We start from the raw sequence: 25,264 nt of genomic DNA on the forward strand, positions 1-25,264 counted from the left end.
GTTTGATCAGGAAATTACTACGGGTGCGGGCGTGACGCCGTATAGCGATGTGTGTCGGTGAGTCCGGGCAAGATGGAGCGCATGGACGCCGTCCTCGACCGTTTCTCCGCGCCCACCCGGGAGTGGTTCGACGGTGCCTTCGATGCCCCCACCGCCGCGCAGCTCGGCGCGTGGGACTCCATCGCGAGCGGATCGCACACCCTCGTCGTCGCCCCGACCGGCTCCGGCAAGACGCTGTCGGCGTTCCTGTGGGCCCTCGACCGGTTGGCGTCGACGGCCCATGACGGATCGGAGCGGACGACGCGGGTCCTCTACATCTCGCCGCTCAAGGCGCTCGGCGTGGACGTCGAACGCAACCTGCGGGCGCCGCTGGTCGGCATCACCCAGACCGCCAAGCGCCGCGGATTCGACCCGCCGGAGATCCGCGTCGGCGTCCGGTCCGGCGACACCCCCACCGGTGAGCGTCGCAAGCTGATCAAGACGCCCCCGGACATCCTCATCACCACCCCCGAATCACTGTTCCTGATGCTGACGTCGGCGGCCCGGGACACCCTGACCGGGGTGGAGACGGTCATCGTCGACGAGGTCCACGCGGTCGCGGGCACCAAGCGTGGCGCACACCTGGCCCTGTCGCTCGAACGCCTCGACATGCTGCGCGAGCGGCCGGTGCAGCGCATCGGCCTCTCGGCGACCGTGCGCCCGCACGAGGAGGTGGGCCGGTTCCTCGCGGGCGCGGCGCCGATCCGTATCGTCGCACCGCCCGCGGCCAAGACGTTCGATCTCACCGTCCGGGTTCCCGTCGAGGACATGACCGAACTCGGTGTCGCCGAACCCGATCCGGACTCGGCCTCCCCCACCCCGCAGGCCGGATCGATCTGGCCGCACGTCGAGGAGCAGATCGTCGACCTGATCCTCGAGCACCGTTCGTCGATCGTGTTCGCGAACTCGCGGCGTCTCGCCGAAAAGCTCACCGCGCGGCTCAACGAGATCTACGCCGAACGCCTCGGCACCGCCGTCGAGAAGCAGGGCAGGCCTCCGTCACAGATCGGGGCGCCCACGGAGGTCAACTACGGCGCCGATCCACTGCTCGCCCGGGCCCACCACGGCTCGGTCAGCAAGGACCAGCGCGCGATCATCGAGGACGACCTCAAGTCGGGCCGCCTGCGCTGTGTCGTCGCCACCAGCAGCCTCGAGCTCGGAATCGACATGGGTGCAGTCGATCTCGTCATCCAGGTGGAGGCCCCGCCGTCGGTCGCGAGCGGCCTGCAGCGCGTCGGCCGCGCCGGACACCAGGTGGGTGAGATCTCCCGCGGCGTCCTGTTCCCCAAACACCGCACCGACCTGATCCACTGCGCCGTGACCGTCGAACGCATGACCTCCGGGAAGATCGAGGCCCTCGAGATCCCCGCCAATCCGCTCGACATCCTCGCGCAGCAGACCGTCGCGGCCACCGCACTCGAACCGCTGGACGTCGAGCAGTGGTACGACGTGGTCCGTCGCAGCGGGTCGTTCGCGACACTGCCACGCTCGGCGTACGAGTCGACCCTCGACCTGCTGGCCGGCCGCTATCCGTCCGACGAGTTCGCCGAACTGCGCCCGCGCCTGGTGTGGGACCGCGACGGCGGCACCCTCACCGGCCGTCCCGGATCGCAACGCCTGGCTGTGACGTCTGGCGGCGCGATCCCCGACCGCGGCCTGTTCGCGGTGTACATGGTCGGTGAGAAGTCTTCTCGCGTCGGCGAACTCGACGAGGAGATGGTCTACGAGTCCCGGGTCGGCGACGTGTTCGCGCTCGGCGCGACCAGTTGGCGGATCGAGGAGATCACGTTCGACCGGGTGCTCGTCAGCCCCGCGTACGGCCTGCCCGGACGACTCCCGTTCTGGCACGGCGACGGGCTGGGCCGCCCCGCCGAACTCGGTGAGGCCCTCGGCGGGTTCCTGCGCGAGTTGTCGTCCAGCACGCCGGACGAGGTGACCGCGCGCTGCGTCGCGTCCGGGCTCGACACCAACGCCACCTCCAACCTCGCCGCCCTGGTCACCGACCAGCAGCAGGCCACCGGCCGCGTGCCCACCGACCGAACGCTGGTGGTCGAGCGCTTCCGCGACGAGCTCGGCGACTGGCGCCTGGTCCTGCACTCGCCGTACGGCCTCCGGGTGCACGCGCCGTGGGCGCTCGCGGTCGGTGCCCGGCTGCGCGAACGGTTCGGCGTCGACGCCGCGCCCACCGCGTCCGACGACGGCATCATCGTCCGATTGCCCGACACCGAGGACACCCCGCCGGGCGCCGAACTGTTCGCGTTCGAGCGGGACGAGATCGAGGACATCGTCACCGACGAGGTGGGCGGCTCGGCGCTGTTCGCGTCCCGCTTCCGCGAATGTGCCGCGCGCGCACTGCTGTTGCCGCGCCGCACCCCCGGCAAGCGGGCACCGCTGTGGCAGCAGCGGCAACGCTCCGCCCAACTGCTCGACGTCGCGCGCAAGTTCCCGACCTTCCCGATCCTGCTCGAGACCGTGCGCGAATGCCTGCAGGACGTCTACGACCTGCCCGCGCTGCGCGACCTGTTCGGCCGCATCGCCCGCCGGCAGATCCGGATCGTCGAGGTCGAGACCGCGACCCCGTCGCCGTTCGCGAACGCGCTGCTGTTCGACTACGTGGGCGCGTTCATGTACGAGGGCGACAGCCCGCTCGCCGAACGCCGCGCCGCCGCACTGTCCCTCGATTCGACGCTGCTCGCCGAACTACTCGGCCGGGTGGAGTTGCGCGAGTTGCTCGACGCCGACGTCATCGCGAAGGCCGAGCGGGAACTGCAGCGGCTGGAACCGGACCGCAAGGCCAGGGACATGGAGGGCATGGCCGATCTGCTGCGACTGCTCGGACCGCTCACCACCAAGGAGGCCGCGGCCCGATCGACGTCCGATCCGACGCCGTGGCTCGCCGAACTCGTCGACCACCGCCGCGCCCTTCGTGTGTCGTTCGCCGGACAGCACTGGTGGACGGCCGTCGAGGACGCCGCCCGACTGCGCGACGGTCTCGGGGTGCCGCTGCCCATCGGTACGCCGGCCGCCTTCATCGAACCCGTCGACAATCCACTCGGCGACCTGCTCGGTCGCTACGCGCGCACGCACGGTCCGTTCACCGTGTCCGAGGCGGCGGAGCGCTTCGGCATCGGATCCGCAGTCGCGCGCGACGTCCTCGTCCGTCTCGCGAACGAGAAGCGGGTGGTCGAGGGCGAGTTCCGGCCCGGCGCCTCCGGCAGCGAATGGTGCGACGCCGAGGTGCTGCGCCGCCTGCGCCGCCGCTCCCTGGCGGCCGCCCGGGAGGAGGTCGAACCGGTCAGCACCGCGACCCTTGGCCGGTTCCTGCCCAGCTGGCAGCACGTCGGCGGACCATTGCGCGGACTCGACGGTGTCGTGACCGTCGTGGAACAGCTTGCGGGCGTGCCGGTTCCCGCGTCGGCGCTCGAATCGCTGATCCTCGGCGCCCGGGTGCGCGACTACTCCCCCGCGATGCTCGACGAACTCACCGCCACCGGCGAGGTGCTGTGGTCGGGTTCGGGGCAGATCTCCGGAAAGGACGGCTGGGTGAGCCTGCACCTGGCCGAGTCGTCGCCGCTGACGCTCGCCACGCCCGCCGAGATCGACCTCACCGACGTCCACCGCAGCATCCTCGACACCCTCGCCGGGGGCGGTGCCTACTTCTTCCGGCAACTGTCCGACGCGCTCGGCGCGACAGGCATGGCCGCGTCCCACGGCGTGGACGATCCGGCGCTCACCTCCGCACTGTGGGATCTGGTGTGGGCCGGGTACATCGGTAACGACACCCTCGCACCGCTGCGGGCACTGCTGTCGGACACCTCGCGCGCCACCCCGAGCCACCGCACGCCCCGCCGGCCTCCCCGAGCGCACGCCTACCGTCGTCTCGGCCGTCCCGCGATGCCCACCCGGTCCGGGCCGCCGACCGCGGGCGGACGCTGGTCGCTGCTGCCGGAACCCGAACCCGACCCCACCCTGCGCGCCCACGCGACCGCGGACCTGCTGCTCGAACGGTACGGCGTCGTCACTCGAGGGTCGGTGGTCAGCGAGAACGTCCCCGGCGGATTCGCATCGATGTACAAGGTGCTGCGCGGCTTCGAGGACGGGGGACGCGCCCGCCGCGGCTACTTCGTCGACACCCTCGGTGGTGCCCAGTTCTCGACGTCCGACGTCGTCGATCGGCTGCGCACCCACAGCGATTCGATCGAGGGCCGACACTCGACCTCGCCCGCGGTCACGCTCGCCGCGTGCGACCCGGCGAATCCGTACGGCGCCGCGCTGCCGTGGCCGGCCTCGATGGCCGCCGGCAAGGATCCAGACGCCCCGAAGCACCGCCCGGGCCGCAAGGCGGGCGGTCTCGTGGTGCTCGTCGACGGCGAGCTGGTGCTGTTCGTCGAACGCGGCGGGCGCACGGTGCTCACGTTCACCGACGACATCGACGCCCTGCGCACGGCCGCCGAGTCGCTCGCCGCCACCGTCAAGCGCGGCGGCATCGACAAGGTCGTCGTCGAGAAGGTGGACGGGCTGACCATCCACGGCAACGATTTCGGCCAGTTGCTCGCGGAGGTCGGTTTCTCGGCCACACCGCGCGGCTACCGCCTGCGGGCGTGAGCCATGCCCGAGGGAGACACCGTCTGGCAGACCGCGCACCGACTGGACGCGGCACTCGCCGGACACACGCTCACCGAATGCGACGTCCGAGTGCCGCGGTACGCGACCGTCGACCTGTCGGGTCTGCCCGTCGCATCGGTGATCGCCCGCGGCAAGCACCTGCTCATCCGCGTCGGGGACCACACGATCCACACCCATCTGAAGATGGACGGCGCGTGGCACGTGTACCCGCGCGGCGCCCGGTGGAAGCGCCCGGTACATCAGGCTCGGATCGTCCTGGGCACCGATGACACTGTCGCCGTCGGATTCTCACTCGGCATCACCGAGGTGATCGCACGGACCGACGAGGACACCGTCGTCGGTCATCTCGGGCCCGACCTGCTCGGCCCGGATTGGGACGCCGGGGCCGCGGCCGCCAACCTCGCCTCGGCCGGGGACCGTCCGATCGGTGAGGCTCTGCTCGATCAGCGCATCATGGCCGGCATCGGCAACGTGTACCGCAACGAGATCTGCTTCCTGCGCGGCATCGACCCGCGAACCCCCACCGACCGCGTTCCCGACCTGCCGAAGGTCGTCGACCTGGCGCACCGGCTGCTGCGGGCGAATCGCGACCGCCTCGTCCGCGTCACCACCGGTGATCGACGGCCCGGCCGCCGCGACTGGGTGTACGGGCGCGGCGGCAAGCCGTGCCTGCGGTGCGGGACCCTGATCGTCGCGGCCGAGTTCGGTGAGCAGTCGGGCCGGGAGCGCTCGATCTTCTACTGCCCGAACTGTCAGCCGCAACGCTGACCGGCACCGTCGAGCAACCCGACGCAGTGCGCCACGAACTTCTCGCGGGCCTAGTCTGACAACGGGTGTAGTCACTCCCCTGCGTGGAAGGCGGTTGCTCGTGGCACGAACCGACACCCCGGCACCGATCCCCCTCGGTCCGGACTCGCTCACCTGGCGCTACTTCGGCGACTGGCGCGGCATGCTGCAGGGCCTGTGGGCCGGATCGATGCAGAACATGCATCCCGGTCTCGGCGCGGGCGTCGAGCAGCACTCCCGCTTCTTCGAGGAGCGGTGGGAACGACTGTTCCGGTCGCTCTACCCGATCGGTGGTGTCGTCTTCGACGGCGACCGCGCCCGGATGACGGCCGAGGAGGTCCGCGACTACCACCGCACCATCAAGGGCGTGGACGCGAAGGGACGCCGCTACCACGCCCTCGATCCGGACACCTTCTACTGGGCGCACGCCACCTTCTTCATGGGCACGATTCTCACCGCCGAGCACTTCATGGGCGGCGTCACCGAGACCCAGAAGCGGCAGCTGTTCACCGAGCACGTCCAGTGGTACCGGCTGTACGGGATGAGCATGCGCCCGGTACCGCAGACGTGGGAGGACTTCCAGCAGTACTGGGAGCACATGTGCCGCAACGTCCTCGAGGACAACAAGGCCACCCGCGACGTGCTCGAGCTGTCCGGCATCGGGCGTCCCCCGTTCCTGATGTGGATGCCCGAACCGATCTGGCGCATCGCCAGCATCCCGGTGGCGAGGGGATTCGTGTGGCTGACCGTCGGCCTGTACGACCAACCCGTGCGGGACCTGCTGGGTTACCGGTGGAGGCCCCTCGACGAGTGGGCGCACCGCCGGGTGGGCCGAATGGTGAACGCGGCCTTCCGGCTCGTCCCCGAACGCCGCCGCAAGCATCCGCGTGCCCGCGGCGGCCTGGATCGGGTCAGCGGCCGCGTGCCGGCCGACGCGCCGCTGGTGCACACGCCGACCCGCAATTTGCCGCCGCTCGCTCATCGCGGCGATCCGAGCCACTACGTTCCACCGCTGAACTGAGGTATGCGACGCTTTCAGGCATGGAATCGGATCTTCGCTCGCTGCTGCACCGCCCCCTTCTGAGCCGCTCGGTTCCACTCGATCGGGAGAACGCCGCCAGCCGGATCAGCGCGTACGTGTACGGCAACATCCTGATCCTCGCCGCGCTGATCCCGGAGACCGTCTCCCGCAGCGACTCCCGCACGATCGCCGTCGTGGCGGGAACCGCGCTCTCGACGTTCATCGCCCATGCCTTCGCGGAAGGCGTCGGCAAATCGGTGCGCTCCGGTCGCCAGCTGACGACCGCCGACCGCCTGGCCGAGCTGCGCGACTCGGTGCCGGTGCTCAGCTCGGCGGTCCTGCCGATCATCGTGCTGGCGACGGCGGTGTTCGGCTGGCTCGAGCCGTTCACCGCTCAGGTGATCGCCGAGGTGACGATTCTCATCCGCATCGCGTCGATGGTCTTCGTCATCGCACGACTACGCAACGAGCGGCCCTCCCGCGACACCCTGATCGCGGCGGGGTTGCTGGCCATCGCCGCCACCGCGATCGTCGTCGTCAAGATCGTGCTGACCCACTGACGGCACCCGGCACCGGCTCGAGGATCTCCGCCCGAGCCTCGGGAGCCGCCGCCCGCAGCGCGTCGGCGGAGGCGTCGTCCGGCTGGGCCTGCGACATGATCTCGGCCTCGACGCGCGCCCGGTACGTCTCGACCTCGCGATCGATGGCGGCCTCGTCCCAGCCCAGGACCGGTGCCACGAGCCGGGCCACCTGCTCGGCGCAGCTGACGCCCCGGTGCGTGTACTCGATCGAGATGCGGGTGCGCCGGGCGAGGATGTCCTCGAGGTGCAGCGCCCCTTCCGCCGCGGCCGCGTAGACGGCCTCCACCTGCAGGTAGTCGGGTGCATCGGTGATCGGCTCGCGCAGTTCCGGCGACTCGGCGGCGAGTTCGAGGACCTCCTCGATGAGGGACCCGTACCGGTCCAGCAGGTGCTTGATCCGGTACGGGTGCAGCCCGTACAGCTGCCCGAGGTGCACCGCCTGGTTGACGAGCGCGAAGTAACCGTCGGCGCCGACCAGCGGCACCTTCTCGGTGATCGACGGCGCCACCCGCGCCGGGATGTCCTCGGCGGCGAGGTCGACGGCGTCCTCGCCCATCACCCGATAGGTGGTGTACTTGCCGCCGGCGATCGCGACCAGGCCCGGTGCGACGCGGGCGACCGCGTGCTCGCGCGAGAGCTTGGACGTCTCGTCGCTCTCCCCTGCCAGCAGCGGGCGCAGGCCCGCGTAGACGCCGTCGATGTCGTCGTGTGTGAGCGGGGTGACCAGTACGTTGTTGACGTGGCCGAGGATGTAGTCGATGTCGGCCTTCGTCGCCGCCGGGTGGGCGAGGTCGAGGTTCCAGTCGGTGTCGGTGGTGCCGATGATCCAGTGGTTGCCCCACGGGATGACGAACAGGACGGACTTCTCGGTGCGGAGAATGATCGCGGAGTCACTCACGATGCGATCGCGCGGGACCACGATGTGGACGCCCTTGGACGCCCGCACCCGGAACCGGCCACGCTGCCGCGAGAGTGCCTGGATCTCGTCGGTCCACACGCCGGTCGCGTTGATGACGACGTGGCCCTGGACCTCCGTCGTCGCACCGGTCTCCGAATCTCGCACGCGCACGCCCGACACCCGGTCGGCCTCGCGGAGGAAGCCCACCACCTGTGTGGAGGTGCGCACCACCGCGCCGTAGTGCGCGGCCGTGCGCGCCACCGTCATCGTGTGGCGGGCGTCGTCGACGACTGTGTCGAAGTAGCGGATTCCGCCGATCAACGCGCTGCGCTTGAGCCCCGGCGCCATGCGCAGCGCACCCGCGCGGGTCAGATGCTTCTGCGCCGGAACGGACTTCGCGCCGCCCATCCGGTCGTACAGCATGAAGCCCGCGGCCATGTACGGGCGCTCCCACACGCGGTGGGTCAGCGGGAAGAGGAACTTCAGCGGCTTGACGAGGTGCGGCGCGAGCGTGGACATCGACAGCTCGCGCTCGTGCAGCGCCTCCGCGACCAGACCGAACTCGAGCTGTTCGAGGTAGCGCAGCCCACCGTGGAACATCTTCGACGATCGCGACGACGTGCCGGACGCGAAGTCCCGGGCCTCGACGAGCGCCACCCTCAGCCCGCGGGTCGCGGCGTCGAGCGCGGCGCCGGCGCCGACGACACCGCCGCCGACGACCACCACGTCGAATTGCTCGGATCCCAACTTCTCCCAGGCCTGCTCCCGCTGTCGCGGGCCCAGGAACTGCACTCCAGGCTGCTTGTCCAACTCGGTCTCCCGTGGTTGTCGGCGAATCTGCTCTCAGGCTAGTAGCTTCGTGCGCAGACTGCCCGAGAGACGAGGACGACCGTGACCAAGTACATCGCCGCCATCGACCAGGGAACCACCTCGAGCCGATGCATGATCTTCGACCACGGCGGTCGGGTCGTCGGCGTTGCACAGAAGGAGCACGACCAGATCTTCCCGAAACCGGGCTGGGTGGAGCACGATCCCGAACAGTTGTGGAACAACACCCGGGAGATGGTCGGCAGCGTGCTCGCCAAGACGGATCTCACGGCGCAGGACATCGCCGCGATCGGTATCACGAACCAACGCGAGACCACGGTCGTGTGGGACCGCGAGACCGGCAAGCCCGTCTACAACGCGATCGTGTGGCAGGACACCCGCACCGACCGTCTGTGCACCGAGATCGGCGGCGCCGAGGGACCCGAGCGGTTCCGCGCCACCACCGGTCTGCCGCTGTCGACGTACTTCTCGGGCCCCAAGGTCCGGTGGATCCTCGACAACGTCGACGGCGCCCGCGAGCGGGCGGAAGCCGGGGAGCTTTGTTTCGGGACCATCGACTCGTGGATCATCTGGAACCTCACGGGAGGCCTGCACATCACCGATGTCACCAACGCGTCCCGCACGCTGCTGATGAATCTCGAGACCCTCGACTGGGATCACGACATCTGTGAGGCGATCGGCGTCCCGGTGTCGATGCTGCCGCAGATCCGCAGCTCCTCCGAGGTCTACGGCGACCTCGCCCTGCCCGGGATCTCCGCCGGGATTCCCGTCGCCGGGATTCTCGGCGACCAGCAGGCCGCGACGTTCGGGCAGGCGTGCCTGTCGGAGGGCGAGGCCAAAAACACCTACGGCACCGGGAACTTTCTGCTGCTCAACACCGGAACGACACCGGTCCACAGCGAACACGGACTGCTCACCACCGTCTGTTACAAGCTCGGTGACCAGCCCGCCGTGTACGCCCTGGAGGGCTCGGTCGCGGTCACCGGATCCCTCGTGCAGTGGCTGCGCGACAACCTCGGAATCATTCAGTCGGCCAAGGACATCGAGCCCCTCGCGAAGACCGTCGACGACAACGGCGGCGCGTACTTCGTGCCCGCGTTCTCGGGGCTGTTCGCGCCGCGGTGGCGGCCCGACGCGCGCGGCGTGATCGCCGGCCTGACGCGGTTCGTGAACAAGGGCCATCTCGCCCGGGCCGCCCTCGAGGCCACCGCATACCAGACCCGCGAGGTCATCGAGGCGATGCGCGCCGATTCCGGCGTCGAGCTGAGCTCTCTCAAGGTGGACGGCGGCATGGTCGTCAACGAGACGCTCATGCAATTCCAGTCCGACATCCTCGACGTCCCCGTCACCCGCCCGGTCGTGAACGAGACCACCGCCCTCGGCGCCGCCTACGCGGCGGGCCTGGCCGTCGGATTCTGGAAGAGCGAGAACGACATCCGTGACAACTGGGCCGAGGACAAGACCTGGGAGCCCAAGATGGACGAGTCCGAGCGCGAGCGCCTCTACGCCGGGTGGAACCGCGCGGTCGAGCGGACCTACGGCTGGATCGACGAGGACGGCGCTTCGACGTAGCCCTTCCACGCGCCGAGTCGGTTGCGCCAGTAGTCCGCACTCGGCCCCGGACCGTCCTGCCGAATTCGCACCACGACGCCGCTGTCCGGGTCGGCGCCGATCACGAAGTCGACCCGCACCTCGACCGTCGGTCCGGACGACTTCCGATTCCCGCCCCACGCCATCGTGATCGTCTCACCCTCGGCGCAATCCACGACCCGGCCGATCCCCTCGTCCCAAGAGACGATCACCTCGCCCCCGACCCAGGCGTCGACCATCAGGTCCGACCACCAGGCGGTTCGGAATCGGTAGTGGGCAAACGCTCCCCATACGGCTGGGAGCGACCCGCCGATCACCGTTTCCTCGTCGACGACCCGCCGCCGATCTCGTTCCTCCGAATCGGTGTGCGATTCAGCAAGGGACTCCAGTAACTGCAGGTCTTCGAGTGAGACCAGTGCGGCCGCCGGAGACCCGTTGCGGGTGATCGTGATCCGCTCTCCCGCGTATGCGGCGCGGCACACCATCTCACGCAGTTGAGCTCGCGCCTCACCGAACGGAACCCTTGTCGTACGCATGCCCGGAGCCTAGGAGGAGGGACCGACAAGCAACCCCGCTGTCGACCGCGAGCGGCCGAAACACACGCCTCGGCGAACTCGAAATGTACAGATCAACGGAATCTGTACATTTTCGCTCAGCGACGGTCCACGGCCTCCGGACCGGAGTGGTCCTCGAACGCCTCGCGGAGTCGGTCGACGCCCTCGGCCAGCACCGCGCCGTCGTACGTCGCGAAGCACAGGCGCGCCGCGTGCGGGTGGGCGCTCGCGACGCCGAAGGCGCCGCCCGGCACGTATGCGACGTCGTGTTCGACGGCGGTCTGGAGCATCGCGGTCGTGTCGACGCCGCCGGTGAATTCGATCCAGCAGAACATGCCGCCGTGCACCGCGGCGTGCGAGATGCGGTCCCCGAAAGAGCTGTCCAGCGCGTCGACCAGCGCTCCCGCCCGCGCCGCGTATGCACCGCGGACGGTGGTCAGGTGGGCATCCAGCCACGCGTGGTCGCCCAGCAGTTCGGTCGCGATCTGCTGCGTGAGCGAGGACCCGCACAGGTCGGCGCCCTGCTTGAGAAGTTCGACCGCCTCGCACACCCGGCGGTCGCCGTGCAACCAGCCGATGCGCAGCGCGGGCGCGAGCGTCTTGGATCCGCTCGACAGTCGCAGCACGCGATCCGAGTGCGCCGCGACGGGCGCGGGGGCCGGCGCGTCGAACCACAGTTCCCCGTACGGATCGTCCTCGATGACCCAGAATCCGTACCGGTCCGCGAGCGCCGCGAGGTGCGCCCGCCGCGACGCGGACAGCACGACGCCGCGGGGGTTGTGAAAGTTGCTGACCGTGTGGACGACCTTGGGGCGCAGACCGTCTCGCAGCGAGCGTTCGAGAGTGTCGGTGTCCATGCCGTCGGCGTCGAGGGCGACGGGCACCAGCGCGGCCTGCGCAGTCCGGAAGACCTGCAGCGCACCGGTGTAGCCGGGCTCCTCGACGACGACGGTGTCGCCGGGGTCGAGCAGGACCTGCGCGAGGAGACTCAGCGCCTGCTGCGAGCCGTGGGTGACGACGACCTCGGCCGGGTCGATCCGTCGGCCCACCTTCTCACTCTCGCGGGCGGCAACGGTCTCCCGCAACGGCGCCCACCCGGATGTTTCGCCGTACTGCACCGACCGCGGATCGGTGAGCGCCCGCTCCGCCGCCTGCGCGATGCGTTCGCGCGGAACGAGTTCCGTGGCCGGCAGTCCACCCGCCAGGCTGATGACGTCGGGCCGGGCGGTGAGGGTGAGCAGATCGCGGATGGCCGAACTACGCAGGCCGGCCATCCGCGACGACAGCCGGAGGGACGAATCGAGCGACGACGAATCGAGTGACATGAGGCGACTCCCGTGGCGGAGGTACTGCCGTCGCGCACGACGGCGAAGGACGAAGGCAGAAACACCCAGGTCGTCCCGGATCCACGGGGCGGAGAGCGAAGTTGGTGGGCCGATGGTTCTCGGCCGACCTATCGCATCATTCCACACCCGGCACCACGATGTGAAATCACTTTCTCACATCTCGGGATCAGTCGAGGTCGTCGTGCCGCATCAGCTGACGCGACGCCTCGGTGATCGACCCCGACAGCGACGGGTACACCGAGAAGGTCTGCGCCAGATCGTTCACGGTGAGGTTGTTCTGCACCGCGATCGCGATCGGCAGGATCAGCTCCGACGCCGTCGCCGCGACCACCACACCGCCGATGACCACACCGGTCGCAGGGCGGCAGAAGATCTTCACGAAACCGCGGCGCAGACCGGACATCTTGGCACGCGGGTTGGTGTTGAGCGGCAGCATGACCGTGCGCGCCGGCACCTCACCGTTGTCGATCGCGGCCTGGCTGACGCCGACGTTCGCGATCTCCGGGCGCGTGAACACCGCCGACGCGACCGTCTTGAGCTTGATCGGGCTGACGCCCTCGCCGAGCGCGTGGTACATCGCGATCCGGCCCTGCATCGCGGCGACCGAGGCCAGCGGCAGCAGGCCGGTGCAGTCTCCGGCGGCGTAGATGCCCGACACCGACGTCCGCGACACCCGGTCGACGCGCAGGTAGCCGCCCTTGTCGAGGTCGATGCCGACCTTCTCGAGGCCGAGGCCCTCGGTGTTGGGCGTGGAGCCGACCGCCATGAGCGCGTGGCTGCCGTACACGGTGCGGCCGTCCGAGAGCTTCACGACGACGCCGCCGTCCTCCGTGCGCTCGACGGCGTCGGCGCGCGCGTGCTTGACCAGCGTCACGCCGCGTTCGGCGAGCACGTCCTCGAGGACGAGGGCCGCGTCGGCATCCTCGTGCGGCATCACCCGGTCACGGCTGGATACGAGCGTCACCTTGACGCCCATCTCGGTGTACGCGGAGACGAACTCGGCGCCGGTGACGCCCGATCCGACCACCACGAGGTGCGTGGGCAGTTCCTCGAGGTCGTACAGCTCACGCCACGTGAGGATGCGGTCGCCGTCCGGCTGGGCACCCGGCAGCACGCGCGGGCTGGCACCGGTGGCGATGAGGACGACGTCGGCCTCGAGCGTCTTCTCCTCGCCCGTGGTCAGAGTGGCGCGGACCTGGTGGGACGCCATGCCGATCTGCGGGTCGATCAGCTCGGCCTTGCCGGACAGCAGCTGGACGCCGACGCTCTGGAGGCGAGCGCGGATGTCGGAGGACTGGACCTGCGCGAGATTCTTGACGCGCGAGTTGATCTGCGGCAGCGAGATGGTGGCGCTCGACGGGTCGAGCGAGATGCCCAGATCGGTGGCCCGGCGCATGTCCGTGCGGATGCCGGTGGACGCGATGAAGGTCTTCGACGGGACGCAGTCGAACAGCACGCACGCACCACCGACGCCATCCGAGTCGACCAGTGACACCGACGCCCCGTGCTGGGCAGCCACCAGGGCTGCTTCGTATCCGGCGGGTCCACCACCGATGATCACGATCCGGGTCATGCGTCCTCCAAGCTCGCCGCGCCCGACCGGGATCTCCGGCAGGCCCGGGTACAACGCTATTCCAGTGACCGGGAACACGCTGGCAGTGACCCCTGCCGTCGGACCCCGACGCGCCGAACGCGCATGTCGCTGCGCCGGACGGTCCGGTCGTTACCCGAGTGCGCGCCACACCGATTAGGCTTTTCGCGTGCCGATCTACGCCGCGTACGGGTCCAACATGCACCCGGAACAGATGCTCGAACGCTGCCCGCATTCGCCCATGGCGGGCACCGGCTGGCTCCCCGGCTGGCGACTGACGTTCAGCGGCGACGACATCGGCTGGGAGGGCGCGCTGGCCACCGTCGTCGAGGATCCGGACGATCCGGACGCCAAGGTCTTCGTCGTGCTCTACGACGTCCCGCCCGAGGACGAGGAGCGCCTGGACCGCTGGGAGGGCTCCGAGCTGGGCCTGCACCGCAAGATCCGGCTCCGTGTCGACACCGCCGACGGCCCGGTCCTGGCGTGGCTGTACGTGCTCGACGCGTACGAGGGCGGACTGCCGTCCGCTCGGTATCTCGGGGTGATCGCCGAGGCCGCGGAGATCGCGGGCGCACCGGCCGACTACGTCCGCAACCTACGCACCCGCAACAGCCGCAACGTGGGGCCGGGCACGCCGTAACCGCCCCGCCGCCGGTTCAGGCGGTTCAGGACTGCAACACCAGGTTGGTCAGCACCCGCACGCCCGTCGCGAGGGCGCGCTCGTCGATGTCGAACGTCGGCTGGTGGATGTCCAGTTGCGGGCCGTGCCCGGACCAGACGCCCAGCCGCGCCATCGCGCCCGGCGCCTCCTCCAGGTACCACGAGAAGTCCTCGCCCCCGCCGGACTGCGGGGTGTCCGCGAGCGCGTCGGGGCCGATCGCCCGCACCGCGTCCTCGAGCATCCGCGCCGACACCTCGTCGTTGACGACCGGCGGCACGCCGCGGCGGTAGTTGAGCTCGTAGCGCACCCCCGTCGGCGCCAGCAGTCCGTGCACGATCTCGCGGACGGTCGGCTCGAGCAACGCCCACGTGTCGTGGTCGCCGGTGCGGACGGTACCGGTGAGGATGCCGCTGCGCGGGATGGCGTTGGGAGCCTGCCCCGCGCTCACCGCGCCCCACACCATCACCGTGCCGCTGCGCGGGTCGATGCGTCGACTGAGCATCCCGGGTAGCCCGGTGATGACGGTTCCGATCGCGTACACCAGATCGGTGGTCAGGTGCGGCCGGGAGGTGTGCCCGCCCGGCGAGTCGAGCACCAGCTCGACGGTGTCCGCGGCCGACGTGATCGCCCCCACCCGGACGCCGACCCGTCCCGCCTCCAGGCGCGGGTCGCAGTGCAGCGCGAAGATCCGCGACACTCCCTGCATCCCGCCGGCGGAGACGACGTCGATCGCGCCGCCGGGCATCACCTCCTCGGCGGGCTGGAAGATGAGCCGCACACCGATCGGCAACTGCGGCAGCGAGTTCAACGCGAGAGCGGTGCCGAGCAGGATCGCGGTGTGCGCGTCGTGCCCGCACGCGTGTGCGACACCGGGCACCGTCGACGCGTAGGGCGCGCCGGTCGCCTCCTGTAACGGCAGCGCGTCCATGTCGCCGCGCAGACCGATCCGCATCCCGCCGGGACCGATGTCGCAGACGACACCCGTACCGCCCGGCAGGAGCAGCGGCGACATGCCGGCCGCCGACAGGTGGCTGGCGACGAACGCGGTGGTCGAGAACTCGTGTCGGGCCAGTTCCGGGTTCGCGTGGATGTGCCGACGCCACCGCGACAGTTCCATCGCGTGCTCGGCGAGCCACTTCTCGACGTCCTCGTTCACCGACGCTCCACCCCCTCGAGCAACCGCGCCCTCTGGTCCGGGTCGACCGCGGCGCGAATCGCGGTGCGTGCCAAGGCCATCGCACCGTCGATCACGGCCTGGTCCGCCGATTCCGTGACCGCCGCCGCGGCGAACTCCGGCTGATGGGTGACCGCACCGCCGGAGTCGAGGCCGACCACCGGGTGGATGCCGGGGACGACGTGCGTCACATTGCCCATGTCCGTACTGCCCAGCGGGCGAGACGATTCCAGTTCCACCGGCAGCGGCGTGCGGCCCAGGTCGACGATCTCCTCCCGGAACACGTCGACGAGCCATGGATCCGGCCGCAGTTCGGTGTAGGTGGGCGACACCGTTCGCACGTCGTGCGTGCACCCGGTCGCCAGCGCACCCGCCGCGAAGCACGCCTCGGCGCGGGCGGCCAGTTCGTCGAGCGACGCCGCGGTCTGGGCGCGCAGGTAGTACAGCATCTCGGCGCGGGCCGGGATGATGTTCGGCGCCGTCCCGCCGTCACTGACGATGCCGTGTAACTGTTGTCCGGGTGCGAGATGCTGACGCAGCAGGGCCAGCCCCACCTGCGCGACGGTGACCGCGTCGGCGGCGTTGCGTCCGAACTCCGGTGCGGCCGAGGCGTGCGCCTCCCGGCCGGTGAACGTGACCGCGATGTCCGCGAGCGCGAGCGACGTCGCCCCCACGATGTCGAACGGCCCCGGATGCACCATCAACGCCGCCGCCACGTCGTCGAAGACGCCGCGCTCGAGCATCAGGACCTTGCCACCACCGGTCTCCTCCGCGGGGGTGCCGATGACGCGGACGGTGATCCCCAGCGCGTCCGCGAGGGGAGCGAGCGCGAGGCCCGCACCGACCGCGGACGCGGCAATGATGTTGTGCCCGCACGCATGCCCGATCTCGGGCAGTGCGTCGTACTCGGCGAGAATGCCGACGACGAGTTCGCCGCTACCGAAGCGGGCGTCGAACGCCGTGGGCAGATCCGCGATACCAGCGCGCACCTCGAAGCCGCGTCCGCGCAGGAACTCGACCAACTCGGCGGCGCTGCGATGCTCGTCGAACGCTAGTTCCGCGTGGGCGTGGACGGAGTGCGACAGCGCGATCAGGTCGGATCGCGCCGCCGACACGACATCCGACACAGAAGCCGACGGAGACGCCGCCGGAGATCCTGACCTCACAGTCCCCAGTCTCTCACTCCGGCGGGCCCGGTCCGTGCTATCCGAACTTGAAGTTGCTCTCGTCGGTCTTGGTGTCCAGCGCCTCGAGCGTGTCGCGGTGGATGCTCCGCTTGATACCCGACAGGTTCGCGCCGCGGGTCGAGACCAGCGCCGACGCCCGCGCAACCGCGGCATCGAGCACCAGATCGCCGTCGACAACGTCATCGACGATCCCGGCGGCGAGCGCGTCGCCGCCGCCGTAACGACGACCGGTCGTCATCGCCTCGACCGCCGTCTGGCGCGCCAGCCGGGACGTGAGCAGCGCGGACATGCCCAGCGTGAACGGCATGTTCAGGTTGACCTCGGGCAGGCAGTAGTAGCCGCGGTCGCTGCGCATCACACGGAAGTCGTGGGCGCTCGCCAGCATCGCACCGGCGCCGAAAGCGTGCCCCTGCACGGCCGCGATCGTCGCCATCGGGAACGTCAGGAGGCGCGTGTAGATCGTGTGGACCCGGTCCAGATAGCCGGTGAGCTTGTCGAGGTTGCCGAAGATCCAGTCGGTGTCGAGGCCGTTGGTGTAGAACTTCCCGGTCGCAGTCGTGACCAGCGCCGCGGGCCCCTCGTGCGCCTCGACCTCGTCGAGCAGTGCGTGTGTCGCGTCGATCCAGTCAGGGTGGAACCGATTCTCGTTGTCCGTCTCGCCCTCGTTGCCGAGGTACAGGACGAAGACGTCGCCTTGACGATTCAGGTATGGCATGGCCGTGATACTACCCGTCGGTAACATCGCGTGGCGGCACTACTGTGTCCGTTCATGGGCACACTCGAGCACCAGGCCGCCGACGTCCTCGCGGACCGCACCGGAATCCCGAAGCACTCCGCGGTCGTGGTCCTCGGGTCGGGCTGGCAGGCCGCCGCCGACGCGCTCGGCGAGCCGGCCACGGTCGTGCCGATGGCCGAACTACCCGGCTTCGCGACCCCGTCCGCGGTCGGCCACGCCGGGACGGTGCGATCGGTGCGGGTGGGCGACACCCCAGTGCTGGTGCTGCTGGGGCGGGCGCACGCGTACGAGGGTCACGACCTGTCACGCGTGGTGCACCCGGTCCGAACCGCGATCGCGGCCGGCGCACGAACCGTGATCCTCACCAACGCGGCAGGCGGCATCCGGGAGGGCCTGAGCGTCGGCCAACCCGTCCTCATCAGCGACCACCTCAACCTCACCGCGCGTTCCCCGCTCGTCGGCGCGCAGTTCGTCGACCTGGTCGACGCCTACAGCCCGCGCCTGCGCGAGCTGGCCCGGGCGATCGACCCGTCGCTCACCGAGGGGGTGTACGCGGGACTGCCCGGCCCGCACTACGAGACGCCCGCCGAGATCCGCATGCTGCGCACCCTCGGCGCCGATCTGGTCGGGATGTCGACGGTGCACGAGACCATCGCGGCCCGGGCGCTCGGCGCCGAGGTCCTCGGCGTGTCCCTCGTGACGAACCTCGCGGCCGGCATCACCGGCGAACACCTCGACCACGCCGAGGTCCTCGCCGCCGGGCAGGCCTCCGCCGCCCGCATGGGCGAGTTGCTGCGCGACCTGCTGGCCCGGTTGTGACCCTCCGATTCGGCACCGCCGGCCTGCGCGGACCGGTCGGCGACGGGCCCGACTGCATGAACGTCGGCGTCGTCGAACGCACCACCGCGGGGCTCGCGGCGTGGCTGCGCGACACGTGCCCCGGCGGCGGTGCCGTGGTCGTGGGGCGCGACGCCCGGCACGGGTCCGAGGAGTTCGCCCGCGCCGCCGCCGAGGTGCTGGCCGCGGACGGCTTCGACGTCGTGCTGCTGCCGCGACCGCTGCCCACTCCCCTCGTCCCGTTCGCGGTGCGCCGACTCGGCGCGGTTGCCGGGGTCCAGATCACGGCGTCGCACAACCCGCCGGCCGACAACGGCTACAAGGTGTACGTGCACGGCGGCGCACCGCTCGCGGCGCCGGCCGACCGCGAGATCGAGGACGCGATCGCCCGCGTCGGGCAGATCCGGCGCAGCCCCGTCACCCCGGTCGACGACGCGCTGGTCACGGCGTACCTCGACCGGGTGGCGACGCTGCCGTTCGGCGCCCGCCGCGACATCCGCATCGCTCTCACTCCCCTGCACGGCGTCGGCGGCGCCGTCGCGACCGCCGCGCTGCGCGCCGCCGGATTCACCGACATCCACACCGTCGCAGCACAATTCGAACCCGACCCGAACTTCCCGACGGTCGCGTTCCCGAATCCCGAGGAGCCCGGGGCGACGGACCGGGTGCTGGCCCTCGCCGAATCCGTCGGCGCCGACGTCGCGATCGCGCTCGACCCGGACGCGGACCGCTGCGCCGTCGGCGTTCCCGGCCCCGCGGGCTGGCGGATGCTCACCGGCGACGAGACCGGCGCGCTGCTCGGCAACCGGATACTCGCGCACGCACCCACCGAGGCCCTGGTCGCGACCACGATCGTGTCGTCGACGCTGCTGGGGCGGATCGCCGACGCCCGCGGTCACCGGTCGGCCCGCACCCTCACCGGATTCAAATGGCTGGTGCGCGCCGGCGCCGATCTCGTGTACGCGTACGAGGAGGCCGTCGGGCACTGCGTCGACCCGGATGTCGTGCGCGACAAGGACGGCATCTCGGCCGCCGTGCTGGTGGCCGACCTCGTGGCCGATCTCGCGGGCGAGGGGCGGACGCTGCTCGACGCGCTGGACGACCTCGCCGTCGAATTCGGGCTCCACGCGACGGCCCAGGTGTCGCGCCGCTTCGTCGACCTGGACGAGATCGCTCGCACGATGGACCGACTGCGCGCCCACCCACCGACCGTGATCGCCGGAATCGATATCGAGGCAACCGACCTCGCCGCGGTCCGCGGCCCGCTGCGCACCGACGCCCTCGTGTTCGCCGGACGGGGACTGCGCGTGACGGTCCGGCCGTCGGGCACCGAACCGAAGCTCAAGTGCTACTTCGAGGTGGTCGAACCCGTGTCCGGACGCGCGACCCTGCCGGCGGCGCGGGCCGCGGCGGGGGCGCGCCTGGACGCCGTGCGGAGGTTCGCGCAGAACCTCTAACGGGGGCCGAACTGACGGTCGCCGGCGTCGCCGAGACCCGGCACGATGAAGGCGTTCTCGTCGAGACCCTCGTCGACCGTCGCGGTGATCAGGCGCACCGGGTGGCCGGAGTTCGCGAGCGCCTCGACGCCCTGCGGGGCGGCGACGACGCACACGGCGGTGATGTCGGTGGCGCCCCGGGCGACGAGCAGGTCGATCGTGTGGACCATCGAGCCGCCGGTCGCGAGCATCGGGTCGAGCACGTACACCGGGATGCCGGACAGGTCCGCCGGCAGCGACTCGAGGTACGGCACCGGCTGGTGGGTCTCCTCGTCACGGGCCATGCCGACGAAGCCGACCTGCGACTGCGGGATCAGCGAGCTGGCCTGCTCGATCATGCCGAGCCCCGCCCGCAGGACCGGGACCAGCAGCGGCGGCTGCGCCAGTCGAACGCCCGTCGTGACCGCAACCGGCGTCTTGACCTCGAACTGTGCGGTCGGCGCATCGCGTATGGCCTCGTAGATCAGCATCTGGGTCAGCTGGCGGAGCGCGGACCGGAACGTGGCGTTGTCGCTGCGCTCGTCCCGCATCCTCGTCAGGAGTGCTGCTGCCAGAGGATGGTCGACCACCTGCGTATCCATGACTGCACACGATAGTTGGACCGCGCCCGTCCCCGGAAACGGCCCGAACCGGATGGAACCGAATCGCCGCGCGCTGCGTCGAACACTGCGACGAACAGTTTCGATGGGGGATGCGATGACTGAATTCTCAGCGACCACGGCGGGAATTGCCGCGTTCGGCGCCACCGCGGCCACGCTGGCCACACAGGCCGAGGCGGCCGGGGTGGGGGCTGCGGCCGCCGGACCGGCGCTGCTCGGTCCGGTGTTCGGCCTGATCGGCGGCGACTTCGTCGCGGCGTTCACCGGCGCGCAGACGGCGCACGCGGCGCAACTCGGCCGGCTCGCGTCCGCGTGGGCGTCGATGGGTGACGCCGCGCTCACCACCGCGGCGGCGTACGACACAACCGACGCCGGCACCGGCGCCGCGCTGGGCGCGACGGGGGTGGCGCTGTGATCGACGCACTCGCCCGCCCCGTCGTCGACCTGCTCGGGGCCTTCGGCACGGGCACCCTGCCCGGCGGATCACCCGCGGACGCCATGCGCGCGGCGTCCGACGCGATCGACGCCGTGCACGCGCTGGGCCGGGTCGGGATCGCCGACCTGGGCGGGGTGTGGACCGGTGTCGCCGCCGACGCCGCGCTCGACAAGGCCGAGGCCACCCAGTCCGCGTCGGTGCAGCTGTCCGACCGCGGTCGGGAGATCGCGGTCGTCGTCGAGGCGGCGTCGGAGACCGTGCGGGCGGGGACAACCGAACTACAGGCGATCCTCGATTCCTTCCTGTCGATCGCATCGTCGGCGCTGCCCTTGTTGGCGACCCCGGCGGGTCTGACGATGCTGATCGGCGCGGCGGTCGAGCACCTCGGCCGGGCCCTCACCGTCGTCGAGAGGGTGCGCGGCGAACTCGCCGTCCACACCGCGAAGATGGTCGAACTCACCGCGCCGGATCCCGTCCCTACCGACGCCCGCACCGTCGCCGCGTCGGCGAGCGCGCCCGCGCCCACCAGCGCGGCCGCCGCCGTGCCGGGCGCGGTCACGCCGCAGGCCGACGCCGCGAGCCGTTTCGTGTCGGCGTTCGCGGGTTCCTCCGGCGGGTCGTCCATGTCGTCGTTCGACGGTGCATCCTCCGCCCGCACGGCGTCGTACGACACCGGTTCGAGCCGCGCCTCGGTCGAGACCGGTAGCGCCGGCGGCTCGAGCTCGTACGACCCCCGTTTCGGCGGCAGCGGTGTCGAGATCCTGCTGCCCGACGGCAGTACCGCCGTCGCACCCAACAAGGAGGCCGCCGACGCCGTTCGCAACGCACTCACCCAGCAGGGTGTGCCGTACCAGTGGGGCGGCACCACCCCGGGCCAGGGCCTGGACTGCAGCGGGTTGACACAGTGGGCGTACGGCGAAGCCGGAGTGGAACTGCCACGCCTCGCGCAGGAACAGAACATCGGCACGCCCGTCGACCAGGAGAACCTCATGCCGGGCGACCTCGCAGTGTGGGACGGCCACGTCGCGATGGTGATCGGCAACGGCCAGATGGTCGAGGCCGGGGATCCGGTGAGCGTCAGCGGCATTCGAACCACCAACAGCGGCATGGGCTTCTACGGCTTCTACCGCCCCACCGAGTGATCGGAGAATCATGACGATCGAACCGTCCCCGCCGCCCGCCACCGTGGCGTCGGCGATCAACCGGGCCCGCACCGTCGCGGTCCGCGCCACCGAGGCCGGGCTGCCGGTCGACATCCGCATCGACCGCAGCGAGCTGCGCTACGGCGGCGAACACCTCGCCCGGGAGATCCTGCGGCTGTGCCGGGAGGCGGGCCGCGAAGCCGGCGCCCGCCGTCGCGACGAGCTCGCCCGCGAGGGCATGCCCCGCGACGTGCTCGACCGGCTCGGGCTGCCGACCCGCGACGACGTCGCGGCCGCGGAGCAGGCCGAGGACGAGAACCTCGACACACCGCTGAGCTGGATGCGTGGCGTATGAGCGCGAACGAGATGGACGCGCTCGTCCAGCGCGCAACGGCACAACTGGACCTGCTCGACGACGCGCTGGGGTCGCTGCACGCGATCCGGGCCGAGGCCGTGAGCGAGGACGGGCGCGTGCGCGTGGAAGTCGACGGCAACGGCAGCCCGATCGGACTGTGGCTCAGCGATTCGCTCCACGATCTCGACGCCCGAGCGCTGGCGGGCACGATCACCGACACCGCGCACCGGGCGGCGGCGGCCGCCGCCGTGGAACGGAACCGGATCACGAGCGCGTTGTTCGACACATACGGCGCGGGCTGATCGGTGTCCGGCTACAACTTCGGCCCCGACCTGGCTAGGCTTCCGGCCATGGCTGGAGACATCGTCCCGATCGAACTCGGTCTGACCCGAGGCGACCTCGTCACGCTGTGGGCGCCGCGGTGGCGCGAAGGCGACGACGAGTGGGAGGCGTTCCTCGGCCACGAGGAGGACCTCTACGGGTTCACCTCGGTCGCTGCGCTCGCCGCGTTCATCCGCACCGACGACGACAACGACCTCGTCGAGCACCCGGCCTGGCCCGTCATCTCCAAGCTCGCCGCACCGGAACTCGAGCCGGAGGAGAACTTCACCTTCGACCTGATCGGTGTCCCCGAACTCGCGGCCGGCGACCCGGAGGCGCTCGTCCTCGCGGAGCTCGAGAGCACCCTCGACATGGTCCGCAACATCGGGGAGGTCTGCGACCTCGAACCGGTGGTGAAGTTCTTCGAGAACCACCCCGAAATCGCCTACCTGCGTGGCGGTGTGGACCAGTTCGTCGGCCGCGACGGCGAGGCGCTGTGGGACCGCATCGGCACCGCCATCGCCGAAGACTGGGACGCCGTCATCGACGCCGTCGACTCGATCGTCGCGACGCCCGACGTCGACGCGGACGCGCTCTCCGTCGCCGAAGCCGAGATCCTCGCGGCCGAGGAGAACGTCGTCGACGCCGACGACGACGCCGAGGCCGACGAGGACTACGAGGAGTACGACACCGGCGAGACCCGGGCAGCGGAGGGCGACGAGGACCAGGAGGAGACCTTCTGGACCAGCGTCGGGATCGACCCCATCAAGATCATCACGGCGGGGGCCACGTACTACTCACTGCGCTGCTACCTCGACGAGCACGCGGTGTTCCTCGGACGCGGCGGAAGGATCTCGGTTTTCGGCTCCGAACGCGCACTCGCGCGCTACCTCGCCGACAACCACGACCACGACCTGGCCCGAGTCAGCACATACGAGCGCGTGCAGAACGCGGCCGTGGATGGCTCGCTCGATATCGAGGTCACCGACGAGAACGTCTACGTCCTGCCCGGCCTGGCCGACGATCTCGCCGAGGGACCCGACTCCGTCGACGCCGACCAGTTGGAGCTGGCCGTCGAATTGTTCACCGATGCAGCGGACTTCGCAAAGGACGACTCCACCGACGCCGCGCTGGCGTCGTCGACCCCCCTGGGCTGGTACGTCTCCTACATTCTCGAGCCCACCCCCGGCCGGATGACGCCGAACCCGCCCTTCCAGGCCGAGGCCGAGGCGTGGCGGGCGATCGAGGCCGAGTTCGAGGCCCGGTTGCGACCGGAGTAGGTCAACCGATCAGGACCGCGTAGCCGGGCTTGATGACGTCGTCGATCAGTGCGAGCCGCTGATCGAACGGGATGAACGCCGACTTCATCGCGTTGATGGTGAAGCGTTCCAGGTCGCTCCAGCCGTACCCGAACGTCTCGACGAGCGCCAGCATCTCGCGACTCATCGTGGTGTCGCTCATCAGGCGGTTGTCGGTGTTGACGGTGACGCGGAACCGCTGCCGGGCGAGCAGATCGAACGGATGCTCCTCGAGGTTCGCGACCGCGCCGGTCTGCACATTCGAACTGGGGCACAACTCGAGCGGAATCCGCTTGTCGCGCACGTAGTTCGCGAGCAACCCCAGGGTGACGTCGCCGTCCGGGCCGACAACGATGTCGTCGGTGATGCGCACCCCGTGCCCCAGCCGGTCGGTACCGCAGAACGCGATGGCCTCGTGGATCGACGGCAGACCGAACGCCTCCCCGGCGTGGATGGTGAAATGCGCGTTGCAGTTCCTCATGTACTCGAACGCGTCGAGGTGACGGCTCGGCGGGTAACCGGCCTCGGCGCCGGCGATGTCGAATCCGACCACGCCGCGGTAGCGGAAGCGCACCGCGAGTTCGGCGATCTCCCGGGAGCGCGCGGCGTGACGCATCGCGGTGAGCAGACAGCCGATGCGGATCTCGTGTCCGGCCTCGCGCGCCGCGGCCTCGCCCTCCCGGAACCCTTCGAGGACGTGATCGACCACCTCGTCCAGGCCGAGCCCCGCCTCGAGGTGCTGCTCGGGGGCGAAGCGCACCTCGGCGTAGACGACGCCGTCGGCCGCGAGGTCCTCGGCACACTCGCGCGCCACCCGGCGCAGACCGGCCGGCGTCTGCATCACCGCGACGGTGTGCGCGAAGGTCTCCAGGTACCGCTCGAGGGATCCGCTGTCGGCGGCGTCACGGAACCACCGGGCCAGCTCGTCGGGGGCCTCGACGGGCAGTCCGGTGTACCCGCACTGGTCGGCCAGTTCGGCGACGGTGGCCGGGCGCAGTCCCCCGTCGAGGTGGTCGTGCAGCAGAACCTTCGGTGCCCGGCGGAGGTACTCGAGATCCAACGGCGCTGTCATGGGTCGACGGTAGCCGCGGAACCCGTCGAAAGCGTGTCACGCGGGTTCCGGGTGTCGGAATCCCGGACGACGGTCTGGTGTACAGGCCCG

22 protein-coding genes are annotated in these 25,264 nt (G+C 70.5%); 13 read left to right on the plus strand and 9 right to left on the minus strand.

Features of this window, described 5'->3' with window-relative positions; genetic code table 11:
• Positions 1-57: 57 nt before the first annotated feature.
• From ABTV10_RS18415 to ABTV10_RS18430, 4 genes are all read left to right on the plus strand, one after another.
• Positions 58-4,644, plus strand: coding sequence for an ATP-dependent helicase (locus tag ABTV10_RS18415; RefSeq protein ID WP_499029180.1), 4,587 nt, complete (start codon positions 58-60; stop codon positions 4,642-4,644).
• A 3-nt stretch (positions 4,645-4,647) separates the two neighbouring features.
• Positions 4,648-5,433, plus strand: coding sequence for a DNA-formamidopyrimidine glycosylase family protein (locus ABTV10_RS18420; RefSeq protein ID WP_499029182.1), 786 nt, complete (start codon positions 4,648-4,650; stop codon positions 5,431-5,433).
• 100 nt (positions 5,434-5,533) lie between these two features.
• The gene (locus tag ABTV10_RS18425; RefSeq protein WP_499029184.1) at positions 5,534-6,472 is read left to right on the plus strand and encodes an oxygenase MpaB family protein; all 939 of its coding nucleotides are present in this window, start codon (positions 5,534-5,536) and stop codon (positions 6,470-6,472) included.
• 20 nt (positions 6,473-6,492) lie between these two features.
• Positions 6,493-7,032, plus strand: coding sequence for a hypothetical protein (locus ABTV10_RS18430; RefSeq protein WP_499029186.1), 540 nt, complete (start codon positions 6,493-6,495; stop codon positions 7,030-7,032).
• Here ABTV10_RS18430 and ABTV10_RS18435 read toward each other — a convergent pair.
• The gene (locus ABTV10_RS18435) at positions 7,010-8,761 is read right to left on the minus strand and encodes a glycerol-3-phosphate dehydrogenase/oxidase (protein ID WP_499029188.1); all 1,752 of its coding nucleotides are present in this window, start codon (positions 8,759-8,761) and stop codon (positions 7,010-7,012) included. The two genes, ABTV10_RS18430 and ABTV10_RS18435, sit on opposite strands and share 23 nt — an antisense overlap.
• 81 nt (positions 8,762-8,842) lie before the next feature.
• On the opposite strand from ABTV10_RS18435, the gene glpK reads away from it, so the two are divergent.
• A complete protein-coding gene (gene glpK / locus ABTV10_RS18440; protein ID WP_499029190.1) occupies positions 8,843-10,351 on the plus strand; it encodes a glycerol kinase GlpK in 1,509 nt (502 codons plus the stop codon).
• Here glpK and ABTV10_RS18445 read toward each other — a convergent pair.
• The 3 genes from ABTV10_RS18445 to ABTV10_RS18455 all read right to left on the minus strand — a co-directional run bounded on the left by ABTV10_RS18445 (position 10,315) and on the right by ABTV10_RS18455 (position 13,842).
• Positions 10,315-10,905: a type II toxin-antitoxin system Phd/YefM family antitoxin gene (locus ABTV10_RS18445; protein WP_433606282.1), complete on the minus strand. Its 591-nt coding sequence runs from the start codon at positions 10,903-10,905 to the stop codon at positions 10,315-10,317. The genes glpK and ABTV10_RS18445 overlap by 37 nt on opposite strands.
• A gap of 116 nt (positions 10,906-11,021) precedes the next feature.
• A complete protein-coding gene (locus ABTV10_RS18450) occupies positions 11,022-12,248 on the minus strand; it encodes an aminotransferase-like domain-containing protein (RefSeq protein WP_499029192.1) in 1,227 nt (408 codons plus the stop codon).
• A gap of 187 nt (positions 12,249-12,435) precedes the next feature.
• Entirely contained in the window at positions 12,436-13,842 is a 1,407-nt protein-coding gene (locus ABTV10_RS18455; RefSeq protein WP_499029194.1) for an NAD(P)H-quinone dehydrogenase, read from the minus strand.
• A gap of 187 nt (positions 13,843-14,029) precedes the next feature.
• Between ABTV10_RS18455 and ABTV10_RS18460 the strand changes: the two genes are divergently transcribed.
• Complete coding sequence (locus tag ABTV10_RS18460; RefSeq protein WP_433606288.1) at positions 14,030-14,500, plus strand: gamma-glutamylcyclotransferase; 471 nt, start codon at positions 14,030-14,032, stop codon at positions 14,498-14,500.
• A gap of 25 nt (positions 14,501-14,525) precedes the next feature.
• On the opposite strand, the gene ABTV10_RS18465 is transcribed toward ABTV10_RS18460, so the two are convergent.
• From ABTV10_RS18465 to ABTV10_RS18475, 3 genes are all read right to left on the minus strand, one after another.
• Complete coding sequence (locus ABTV10_RS18465) at positions 14,526-15,677, minus strand: M20 family metallopeptidase (RefSeq protein ID WP_499029196.1); 1,152 nt, start codon at positions 15,675-15,677, stop codon at positions 14,526-14,528.
• Positions 15,674-16,810: a M20 family metallopeptidase gene (locus ABTV10_RS18470; RefSeq protein ID WP_499029198.1), complete on the minus strand. Its 1,137-nt coding sequence runs from the start codon at positions 16,808-16,810 to the stop codon at positions 15,674-15,676. The genes ABTV10_RS18465 and ABTV10_RS18470 overlap by 4 nt, the downstream gene beginning before the upstream one ends.
• 88 nt (positions 16,811-16,898) lie before the next feature.
• Positions 16,899-17,597, minus strand: coding sequence for an enoyl-CoA hydratase-related protein (locus ABTV10_RS18475; protein WP_499029200.1), 699 nt, complete (start codon positions 17,595-17,597; stop codon positions 16,899-16,901).
• A gap of 54 nt (positions 17,598-17,651) precedes the next feature.
• Here ABTV10_RS18475 and ABTV10_RS18480 point away from each other — a divergent pair, with 54 nt between their 5' ends.
• Positions 17,652-18,437, plus strand: coding sequence for a purine-nucleoside phosphorylase (locus ABTV10_RS18480; RefSeq protein ID WP_499029202.1), 786 nt, complete (start codon positions 17,652-17,654; stop codon positions 18,435-18,437).
• Complete coding sequence (locus ABTV10_RS18485) at positions 18,434-19,912, plus strand: phospho-sugar mutase (RefSeq protein ID WP_499029204.1); 1,479 nt, start codon at positions 18,434-18,436, stop codon at positions 19,910-19,912. The genes ABTV10_RS18480 and ABTV10_RS18485 overlap by 4 nt, the downstream gene beginning before the upstream one ends.
• Here the strand turns inward: ABTV10_RS18485 and upp are convergent.
• Complete coding sequence (gene upp, locus ABTV10_RS18490; protein WP_499029206.1) at positions 19,909-20,532, minus strand: uracil phosphoribosyltransferase; 624 nt, start codon at positions 20,530-20,532, stop codon at positions 19,909-19,911. The two genes, ABTV10_RS18485 and upp, sit on opposite strands and share 4 nt — an antisense overlap.
• Positions 20,533-20,647: 115 nt before the next feature.
• On the opposite strand from upp, the gene ABTV10_RS18495 reads away from it, so the two are divergent.
• Genes ABTV10_RS18495 through ABTV10_RS18515 form a run of 5 tightly spaced genes read left to right on the plus strand, consistent with a single transcriptional unit; the run spans position 20,648 to position 24,084 of the window.
• The gene (locus tag ABTV10_RS18495; protein ID WP_433606300.1) at positions 20,648-20,965 is read left to right on the plus strand and encodes a type VII secretion target; all 318 of its coding nucleotides are present in this window, start codon (positions 20,648-20,650) and stop codon (positions 20,963-20,965) included.
• Positions 20,962-22,128: a bifunctional WXG100 family type VII secretion target/C40 family peptidase gene (locus ABTV10_RS18500; RefSeq protein ID WP_499029208.1), complete on the plus strand. Its 1,167-nt coding sequence runs from the start codon at positions 20,962-20,964 to the stop codon at positions 22,126-22,128. The genes ABTV10_RS18495 and ABTV10_RS18500 overlap by 4 nt, the downstream gene beginning before the upstream one ends.
• Before the next feature lie 10 nt (positions 22,129-22,138).
• A complete protein-coding gene (locus ABTV10_RS18505) occupies positions 22,139-22,483 on the plus strand; it encodes a hypothetical protein (RefSeq protein ID WP_499029210.1) in 345 nt (114 codons plus the stop codon).
• Positions 22,480-22,785 (plus strand): YbaB/EbfC family nucleoid-associated protein, encoded by a 306-nt coding sequence (locus ABTV10_RS18510; RefSeq protein WP_499029212.1) that lies wholly within the window; start codon positions 22,480-22,482, stop codon positions 22,783-22,785. Before ABTV10_RS18505 ends, ABTV10_RS18510 begins: the two co-directional genes overlap by 4 nt.
• Positions 22,786-22,833: 48 nt before the next feature.
• Complete coding sequence (locus ABTV10_RS18515; RefSeq protein ID WP_499029214.1) at positions 22,834-24,084, plus strand: SatS C-terminal domain-containing protein; 1,251 nt, start codon at positions 22,834-22,836, stop codon at positions 24,082-24,084.
• A 1-nt stretch (position 24,085) separates the two neighbouring features.
• On the opposite strand, the gene ABTV10_RS18520 is transcribed toward ABTV10_RS18515, so the two are convergent.
• Positions 24,086-25,174, minus strand: a complete 1,089-nt coding sequence (locus ABTV10_RS18520; protein ID WP_499029216.1) for an adenosine deaminase — start codon at positions 25,172-25,174, stop codon at positions 24,086-24,088.
• Positions 25,175-25,264: the final 90 nt, after the last annotated feature.

The organism is Paraburkholderia sp. RHO2, assembly GCF_050955445.1.
GTDB classification, from domain to species: Bacteria; Actinomycetota; Actinomycetes; order Mycobacteriales; family Mycobacteriaceae; genus Prescottella; species Prescottella agglutinans_A.